The organism is Sphingomonas sp. Leaf4 (assembly GCF_920939515.1).
In the GTDB taxonomy this organism is placed as follows: domain Bacteria; phylum Pseudomonadota; class Alphaproteobacteria; order Sphingomonadales; family Sphingomonadaceae; genus Sphingomonas.
This window is the reverse complement of sequence record NZ_CAKLBB010000011.1, coordinates 134360-142866: the sequence shown is the minus strand read 5'-3', so window position 1 is coordinate 142866 and position 8507 is coordinate 134360. Positions and strand designations below refer to the sequence as shown.

Below are 8507 nucleotides of genomic sequence, written 5' to 3'. Positions count from 1 at the left end.
GCGTAAGCGCGGCGTGGAGGCCGCAGATTATGCGGCTTGCGCGGTCGGCTGATCTGCCGGGGGCATCCAGTTCCACGGCATCAACTCACCCCAGCGACTGGCGGGCCAGTCGTCGGCGACCTTGCCGATGACGTCGGTGATGTAGGCCTGCGGGTCGATGCCGTTTGCCTTGCAGGTCTGGATGACGGTGTAGATGGCCGCGGCGCGCTCGCCACCGGCGCGTGAGCCGGCGAACAGCCAGTTGCGGCGCCCGATGGCGATGCCGCGCAGTGCGCGCTCTGCGATGTTGTTGTCGATCTCCAGACGCCCGTCACCCAGGAGGCGCGACAGGGCGGGCCAGCGCTTCGTGCCGTAGGCGATGGCTTTGGCCATATCCGACCTGGGCGACAGGTGGCGCAGCGCAGTGTCGAGCACTCCGCGCAAGGCCTCGACCATTGACCGGCTTCGTTCCTGTCGGGCGCGATGGCGTTCATCGGGTGGCCGACCCCGCACCTCGGCCTCGACCGCATAAAGCGCGCCGATGCGCTCGAGTATGTCGGTGGTCAGCGGCGTCGGGACACGCTCGTGCAGGTCGAAGACCTTGCGCCGGAAGTGCGCCCAGCATGCGACCTCAGTAACACCGCCCCGGTAGAGCCCGTCATAGCCGGCATAGGCGTCGGCCTGAAGGAAACCGCGAAAGCCGGCGAGATGGGCCAGCGGGTGCGCGGCGGTGCGATCCGGCGTGAAGCGATACCAGGTCGCGCGCGGCGCCGTGCCGCCGGATGCCCGGTCGTCGACGGCGTAAACCCACAGCCGCCCGGTAGCGGTTTTGCCGCGACCGGGGTCGAGCACCGGCACCGGTGTGTCGTCGGCATGGATCTTGTCGGCCTTGAGGACTTCGTCGCGGATGCGGCTGACGATGGGGTCGAGAAGTGCTGCAGCCTGTCCGGTCCAGCTCGCCAGCGTCGAGCGGTCTATGTCGAGCCCTTGCGCGGCCATCATCCCGGCCTGGCGGTACAGCGGCAGATGGTGGTCGAACTTGGACACCACGACGTGCGCCAGCGTGGCGAAGGTGGCTTTGCAGCGCGCAATGGCGCTGACCGGTGCGGGCGCCTGAACGATCTTCTCGCACACCCGGCAACTGTATTTGGGCCGAACGTTGCGCACGACCCGCCAGCGCACTGGCACGATGTCGAGCATCTCGTGTGCGTCCAAGCCCAACTGGCGCAGGGCACCTCCGCAGTCGGGGCAGGTGCAGGCACCCGAGGCCGGCTCGTGGACGACCTCCTTGCGCGGCAGATGGTCCGGCAGGCTGCGGACGGGAGATGGTCGCGCCGCTACACCGGTGGCAGCCTCGGCTACAGGCGCATCGCGCTCCGTCTCCAGCTCTTCCAGCGCCAGTTCGAGCTGCTCGATCTCACGACCCAGCTTCTCGGACGACGCGCCGAACTGCATCCGCCGCAACCGCGCGATCTGCCCGCGCAGCGTATCGATGAGCAGATCGCGGGCGGCAAGGGCGGCATTGGCCCGGGCGAGCGACGCCTCCAGCGCGGCGATCCGCGCGGTGGCATCAGCAGGGGCAACGGACGCTTCCGACACCCGGATTCCATAGCAGATCGTCTGCCGACAGACGAGCAAAAGCGACGTGAAACCGCCGTTCCTACCCCGCCAGTGTCGGCGTGAACGTCCGCTCTGGCCGCCGCCAGTCGATACCCTCCAGCAGCATCGACAATTGGGCCGGCGTCAGCGTCACCGTGCCGGTCGCGGTCACCGGCCAGATGAAACGACCCCGGTCCAGACGCTTGGAAAACAGGCACAGGCCTTGCCCGTCGAACCACAGCAGCTTGACGAGGTGGCCGCGCTTGCCACGGAACGCGAACAGTGCCCCCGAATGCGGGTCCTCGCGCAGTACCTGCTGCACCAGCACCGCCAGCCCATCGAACCCCTTGCGCATGTCGGTCATGCCGCACGCCAGGAACACCCGCGTCGGCAACGCCACCGGGGTCACCGCAGCACCGACAACACCCGTGCCAGCGCACCCGCATCCACATGGGCATCGACGCTCACCCGCACCCCGTCCGGCAGGTCGATCTGGATAAGCCCCGATGATGGGCATGGCGCCGGCTGCGGCGCCGGCGCAACCGGTTCAGCGACCCGCACCTCGGCAAACACCGGCAGCGACGGCATCACCCCGGCGAGCTGGCCTTCGCGCAACTGCTTGCGCCACGTGTAGATCAGGCTGCTCGATACCTCGCGACGCGCGATGACATCGCAAACCCGCACCCCCGGCCGGAACGCCTCGGCCAGAATCTCCAGCTTCTCCGCATCCGACCATCGGCGCCGGCCCGACACCCGGCCAACGACATCCATGCGACCAGTCATACGAGTGCTCGTATGACCAGTCGTCAAACCGAAAACTTCCCGCACCGTCCGCGCCCTCGTCAAAGGCGACAAGCATCCCGGATGCCAATGCTACCGCAAGGCGGCCTGCCGGCCACGCTTACGCTGCTCTTCCACCTCGTCAGCAAGCTCTACGAGCAGACCTCGGTCATCGTCACGACGAACCTCGCCTTTGGCGAGTGGCCGACCGTCTTCGGCGACCCCAAGATGACCACCGCGCTGCTCGACCGCATTACCCACCATTGCGACATCGTCGAAACGGGCGACGACAGCTGGCGCTTCAAGCACCGCAGCTGACACCTAGGACACCCGGCATAGGACGCTTTGCGCTGGTAGCGCCTCTGGTCGGGCTACGCCCGCCCTACGCCGCAACCAGCGCGGACGGTGTGCCCGTCATACCCCTTCATGCTGCTCGACAAGGGGGGGTCCTTTTTGGACGCCGATTGACAGCGTTCGACGCCGTCCTCGACCGGTTGTTCGGCGAACGGGTCCGGGATGACGGTGCCTTCGGGGTCGATTTGTGGTGTGCGCTTGCCGGTGTCGACTGGCGCAACCAGCAGGGCGAAACGGTATGCTACTCGCATCGCGGTGCCGGTGATGTCGTCGCCCGGGTGCGGGAGGATGGCGACTATCTCGACTGGTACGCCAGCGGTGAGGCGGGGAAGGTCGCCGACTGGATCAGCGACCCGTTGGCCGACGCGGGCTGGTCATGGTCCATTCCGGTTTTGATCGGTTCGAAAACCGCAAGATCGTGAACCCGTTCATTATACCTGCGGCTGCGGTGGCTTGGATCTGACGGTAGGACACCAGATCGAAGTGTCAGAACCGCTCGGGGCTATTCAAAAATGCCTCACGCCCCCCGGCCGGCCGTCTTGTAAGGAATTCTGGTTGGGACTGTTGTGCGCGCTCTGGTTCGACGAGTGCGAGCCTTTTCGATCAATACTTGAACTGGCTGCCGTTCAGGCATGACCTGTATCGCTGAAGTGCCCACCGAACCACGGTAACACGGCCGTCTCGACCACCACGTACCCAAGGCACGACTGCTCATTCTTAATTCAGCGCGTAACATTCCGATGTCGCGACGTTCTGATCGGTCGCGGGGTTGGTCCCCTGCAACAGGCAGATCATGAACCTCTTGCGCAGGCGCAGGGTCACGACGGGTCCGGTCGGCGCGACATAGGAGCTGACGATCGTACCGCCGGCATCCAGCAGGGCGGTCAGCGACTGCGATACCGGTGCCAGCTTCGTCGGCATGGACAGCGCCTTGTCGGGCGACTTGACGCCTTCGCCGAGCGGCCAGCGCGTCTCCTGCGCAGGGAGCGAAGCCGCCGACAGGCCAAGGATCAACGCAAGAGCAAGAGGAAGCGGTTTCATGGACGGACTCCGTGGCGATTGTCGGCGGCTTGATCGTGGTTCGGGCCGGCATCGCCGTCCGTTGTCAGGCCCTGCTGGCTCACAGGGGAAAGATCAACAGGGTGGACGTCGCCGACGCACATAACCGTCCCTGCGCGTCGACCAGCCGCGCTTCGGAAAAACCGACACGTCGGCCCAGCGACACGACCTTTCCCTCCGCCCGCACCGGTCCGCTCGTGTCGGTCAACGCCCGGTGATACGACACCTTGAGTTCGAGCGTCGTATAGCCCTGTCCTGCGGGCAGGCTCGAATGCACCGCGCAACCGCAGGCGCTGTCGAGCAGCGTCGCGGCATAGCCGCCATGGACCGATCCGATCGGATTGAAGACCTTGCGCGACGGCGAACCCTCGAACACCACGCGGCCGCGTTCCAGCTCGATCAGCGCGAATTCCAGCGTTTCGCCGATCGGGGGATGGCGATTGGCCGCCATCAGGGCCGCCAACTGGTCGTGCCCGTCCAGTCCGGCATGGTCGATCAGGACGTTCATGCGTCGGTTTCCTCCTTCTGTGGGATGCGTGCATGAGGCTGCGTCCCGGCGATCCATGCGCGGGTCTCGCGCAACAGTTCGTCGGACAGCGCGGCGTCATCGACCGCGCGGGCCAGGACGACGGCACCGACCATCGCCGCCCACCGCCCGATCGCGGCACGGCGCCGTGCGGCGTCGTCATCGCCGGGCAGTGCCTGCGCGAAGCGATCGAGATGCGCGTCCAGCCCGCGCGCCATGGCGGCCCGGGCGTCGGGCGTCTGGTGCCGCATCAATCCGGCGAGGCTGGCCATCGGGCACCCCTGATCCGGGTTCTCGCGGTGCAGCGGCGACAGATAGGTATCGGTCCACGCTTCGACGTCGGTCATCGCCGAGCCCTCGCCCGCCAGCGTGTCGGCGATGGTCGCGGCGATCAGCTCGTCCTTGGAAGCGAAGTGGCCATAGAAGCCGCCATGCGTCTGCCCGGCGGCCTTCATCACATCGGCCACGGTCACGGCGGCAAAGCCGCGGTCGCGAAACAGCCGGCTTGCTTCCTGCAGGATGCGGCGACGGTTCTCCACCATCTGCTCGCGACTGACCTTCATCGAAATAATCTCCGCTCGCCGTTGACGTTTCATGATGACCATCACATTTAGTCATTCATGACGACTGTCATCAATATAGTGACTCGATCCGAAAGGGCAATCCAATGACTAAGCCTGCCGTCCTCATCACCGGTGCTTCCTCCGGGATCGGCGCGACCTATGCCGATCGGTTCGCCCGTCGCGGGCATGATCTGGTCCTCGTCGCGCGCGATGCCGCCCGTCTCGACGCGCTGGCGTCGACGCTGACCGCCGAAACCGGCGTCGCCATCGACGTGCTGCCGGCCGACCTGACGGACCTCGATCAACTGGCGGCGGTTGAAGCGCGGCTCCGCGACGATGATCGCATCGGCATCCTCGTCAACAATGCCGGCGCCGCGCTGGGTGGCAGCTTCGTCGATCAGCCGACCGAGGCGGTCGATCGTCTGATCGCGCTCAACACGACCTCGGTCGCCCGGCTCGCCAGCGCCGTGGCACGCCGGCTCGCGGCACGCGGCGATGGCGCGATCATCAACATCGGTTCGGCCGTGGGGCTGGCGCCGGAATATGGCATGACCGTCTATGGCGCGACCAAGGCGTTCGTGCAGTTCCTGTCGCAGGGGCTGGCGATCGAGCTGGGACCGAAGGGCGTCTATGTCCAGGCCGTACTGCCCGCGGCGACCCGCACCGAGATTTGGGGCCGCTCCGGTGCCGACGAGGCGTCGCTGGGGCCGATGATGGACGTGAATGCGCTGGTCGATGCCGCGCTGGTCGGCTTCGACGCGCGCGAAGACGTGACGATCCCGCCGCTGCACGACGGCGAGTTGTGGACCGCCTTCCAGACCGCGCGGCAGGCGATGCTGCCGGGCTTCGGCGCGATCGACCCCGCGCCGCGCTACACCGCCTGATCCCGCGCCCCTTTCCCGAAAGACCTTCGTCATGTCCGATCCCGATTGCTTCTCGTCCTATCGTCTCGGTGCCGTCACGCTCGCCAACCGTCTGGTGATGGCGCCGCTGACCCGTAATCGGGCCGGTCCCGACATGGTGCCGACCGAGCTGATGGCGGAATATTACGGCCAGCGTGCGTCGGCGGGCCTCATCATCACCGAGGCTTCGCAGGTGTCGCGCCAGGGACAGGGCTATCAGGACACGCCCGGCATCTATTCCGACGCGCAGGTCGCGGGCTGGCGCAAGGTGACGGAGGCGGTCCATGCCAAAGGCGGCCACATCTTCCTCCAGCTATGGCATGTCGGGCGCGTCAGCCATGTCGACCTGCAAGAAGACGGCGCGGCACCGGTCGCGCCCTCGGCGATCCGCGCCGAAACCAAGACGGTGGTGGGCGGCGGCTTCGTCGACGTCTCCGAACCGCGCGCGCTCGAACTCGCCGAAATCCCCGGCATCGTCGACGACTTCCGCCGGGCGGCCGCCAATGCGATCGCGGCCGGCTTCGACGGGGTCGAGGTCCATGGGGCCAACGGCTATCTGCTCGACCAGTTCGCGAAGGACGGCGCAAACCACCGCACCGATGCCTATGGCGGCGGCATCGCCAACCGCGCCCGGCTGATGATCGAGGTGACGGCGGCGGTCGCAGCCGAGGTCGGGGCCGATCGTACCGGCATCCGCCTGTCGCCGGTATCGCCGGCGAACGGCATCGACACCAGCGATCCGCAGCCGCTGTTCGACCATATCGTCGGGCAGCTCGACCCGCTCGGCATCGCCTATATCCATGTCGTCGAGGGCGCGACCGGTGGCCCGCGCGACTCGGTGCCGTTCGACTATGCCGCGCTGCGCACCCGGTTCCGCGGCACCTACATCGCCAACAACGGCTTCGACCGGGCACTGGCCGAGGCGCATCTGGCCGATGGCAAGGCCGACCTGATCGCGTTCGGCCGCCCCTTCATCGCCAATCCTGATCTGGTCGAGCGGATGCAGCCCGAGGCGCCGCTGGCCCAGATCGATCCGCAGACGCTGTATGGCGGCGGCGCGAAGGGCTATACCGATTATCCGGCCTTGGCGAACGAACCGGAGCAGGTGGCATGAAGGCCTATCAGCTCGAACGCTATGGCAAGGGGCAGCGGCTGACGCTGACCAACCTGCCCGATCCCGTACCGGCAGCGGGCGAGGCGCTGGTCGAGATCCACGCGACCGCGATCAACCAGCTCGACGACAAGATCCGCGACGGCGCGTTCAAGCCGATCCTGCCCTACAAGCCGCCCTTCATCCTCGGCCACGACCTTGCCGGCATCGTCGTCGCGACCGGACCGGGCGCGCACCGGTTCAAGATCGGCGACGCGGTCTATGCCCGGCCGCGCGACGGCCATATCGGCACCTTCGCCGAACGGATCGCGGTGGCGGAGGCGGACCTCGCCCCCAAGCCGGCCAGCCTGTCGATGGCGGAAGCGGCGTCGGTGCCGCTCGTCGGGCTGACCGCATGGCAGGTGCTGGTCGAGACCGCAGGGCTGAAGGCTGGCCAGAAGGTGCTGATCCACGCCGGTACGGGCGGGGTCGGCACGATCGCGATCCAGCTCGCCAAGCATCTCGGCGCGATGGTGGCTACGACCGCCAGCGCCGCCAATGCCGACCTCGTCCGCAGCCTGGGCGCGGATGTCGTCATCGACTACCGGACGCAGGATTTTTCCGAGCTGCTGTCGGGCTACGATGTCGTGCTCAACAGCCTCGATGCCAAGACGCTGGAAAAGTCGCTCAAGGTGTTGAAGCCCGGCGGCAAGCTGATCTCGATCTCCGGCCCGCCCGATCCCGCCTTCGCCAAGGCACAGGGCCTCAATCCGGTCCTGGGTTTCCTGTTCCGCCTGCTCAGCGCCGGCATCGGCCGCAAGGCCAGGCGTGCGAGCGTCGACTATTCCTTCCTGTTCATGCACGCCGATGGCGACCAGTTGGCGCAACTGGGCGCGCTGATCGACGCCGGCACGATCCGCCCGGTACTCGATCGCGGTTTCACCTTCGATGCGCTGAACGACGCGGTCGCCTATGTCGACAGCGGCCGCGCGAAGGGCAAGGTCGTCGTCACCGTCCGGCCCGACGCGGCATGACCGCGCCAGAGCGCTGGACGTCGGTCGCGGGTGCGGATCGTCTACCCCGATGCCGGGCATGGCGGCATCTCCCGGGATCATGAGGCGTTCGCGACCACGGCCCGGGCGTTCCCTGCCCGATAACGCGCCAGTTTTGTCAAAAACGATCTCACCGCACGACACGGCGCTGTAGCGTACCACGTTCAGTTTGAAACCCGCCCGGTCGATCAGATACCAGTTGGCCCCGAGCGTCGCAAAGGTGCCCCGGCCGCCGAATGGGGCATCGGTCCGATCCTCGCCGTCGTAGCGCAACAACAGTTCGAACGCGCCGGACCTGCCGGCGGTGACGGGCGACAGCACGTCGGGGCGGTGCCACACACCCTTGCTGCCTCGACACCGAAGGCATCGATCGAACGCGGATCGCGAAGGATGCCGGACAGGATGGCGATGTTGCGGTTGAAGTTGGAGCCTTCGACCAGTACGTCGACATCGCGGTTGATCCGCTAGTGAAATCCCCAACCGCCCAGATGCAGGAAGCCGCGATCCGAGCGCGGCGAAGACACCGACACCGTAGCTGCCGCCTTGCGGCGCGATGAGGTTGGCGACCGTGTCCCGTTCGGCAAAGGGGATCGAGGTGAGCGA

The 8507-nt window shown here is 66.9% G+C and carries 10 protein-coding genes and 1 pseudogene; 5 read left to right on the top strand and 6 right to left on the bottom strand.

All coding sequences use genetic code 11. The features are described 5' to 3' along the window. Positions 1 to 27 precede the first annotated feature (27 nt). From tnpC to tnpA, 3 genes are read right to left on the bottom strand one after another with little or no spacing between them, the layout of a single operon-like run. Positions 28 to 1584 carry an IS66 family transposase gene (gene tnpC, locus LRA89_RS16645; RefSeq protein ID WP_443024997.1) on the bottom strand — a complete coding sequence of 519 codons (1557 nt, stop codon included), beginning with the start codon at positions 1582 to 1584 and terminating at the stop codon, positions 28 to 30. Positions 1585 to 1639: 55 nt separating this feature from the next. Next, complete coding sequence (gene tnpB / locus LRA89_RS16640; RefSeq protein ID WP_156357793.1) at positions 1640 to 1972, bottom strand: IS66 family insertion sequence element accessory protein TnpB; 333 nt, start codon at positions 1970 to 1972, stop codon at positions 1640 to 1642. 11 nt (positions 1973 to 1983) lie between these two features. Further along, positions 1984 to 2361 carry an IS66-like element accessory protein TnpA gene (gene tnpA / locus LRA89_RS16635; protein WP_230771824.1) on the bottom strand — a complete coding sequence of 126 codons (378 nt, stop codon included), beginning with the start codon at positions 2359 to 2361 and terminating at the stop codon, positions 1984 to 1986. Between the two features lie 120 nt (positions 2362 to 2481). On the opposite strand from tnpA, the pseudogene LRA89_RS16630 reads away from it, so the two are divergent. Then, a pseudogene (locus LRA89_RS16630) lies at positions 2482 to 2676 on the top strand (ATP-binding protein); the annotation flags it as partial. A 146-nt stretch (positions 2677 to 2822) separates the two neighbouring features. Continuing rightward, entirely contained in the window at positions 2823 to 3134 is a 312-nt protein-coding gene (locus tag LRA89_RS16625) for a hypothetical protein (RefSeq protein WP_230772030.1), read from the top strand. A 295-nt stretch (positions 3135 to 3429) separates the two neighbouring features. Here LRA89_RS16625 and LRA89_RS16620 read toward each other — a convergent pair whose 3' ends face one another. From LRA89_RS16620 to LRA89_RS16610, 3 genes are all read right to left on the bottom strand, one after another. Next, positions 3430 to 3753, bottom strand: a complete 324-nt coding sequence (locus LRA89_RS16620) for a hypothetical protein (protein ID WP_056495096.1) — start codon at positions 3751 to 3753, stop codon at positions 3430 to 3432. Positions 3754 to 3832: 79 nt separating this feature from the next. Beyond that, the gene (locus LRA89_RS16615; RefSeq protein WP_230772028.1) at positions 3833 to 4279 is read right to left on the bottom strand and encodes a PaaI family thioesterase; all 447 of its coding nucleotides are present in this window, start codon (positions 4277 to 4279) and stop codon (positions 3833 to 3835) included. Next, positions 4276 to 4860: a TetR/AcrR family transcriptional regulator gene (locus LRA89_RS16610; RefSeq protein WP_230772026.1), complete on the bottom strand. Its 585-nt coding sequence runs from the start codon at positions 4858 to 4860 to the stop codon at positions 4276 to 4278. Before LRA89_RS16610 ends, LRA89_RS16615 begins: the two co-directional genes overlap by 4 nt. 104 nt (positions 4861 to 4964) lie before the next feature. Here LRA89_RS16610 and LRA89_RS16605 point away from each other — a divergent pair, with 104 nt between their 5' ends. The 3 genes from LRA89_RS16605 to LRA89_RS16595 are packed head-to-tail and all read left to right on the top strand — an operon-like array spanning position 4965 to position 7886. Beyond that, a complete protein-coding gene (locus LRA89_RS16605) occupies positions 4965 to 5744 on the top strand; it encodes an SDR family NAD(P)-dependent oxidoreductase (protein WP_056495098.1) in 780 nt (259 codons plus the stop codon). A 31-nt stretch (positions 5745 to 5775) separates the two neighbouring features. Continuing rightward, positions 5776 to 6876, top strand: coding sequence for an alkene reductase (locus tag LRA89_RS16600; protein ID WP_230772024.1), 1101 nt, complete (start codon positions 5776 to 5778; stop codon positions 6874 to 6876). Then, positions 6873 to 7886, top strand: a complete 1014-nt coding sequence (locus tag LRA89_RS16595; protein WP_230772022.1) for an NADP-dependent oxidoreductase — start codon at positions 6873 to 6875, stop codon at positions 7884 to 7886. Before LRA89_RS16600 ends, LRA89_RS16595 begins: the two co-directional genes overlap by 4 nt. The last annotated feature ends 621 nt before the right edge of the window (positions 7887 to 8507 follow it).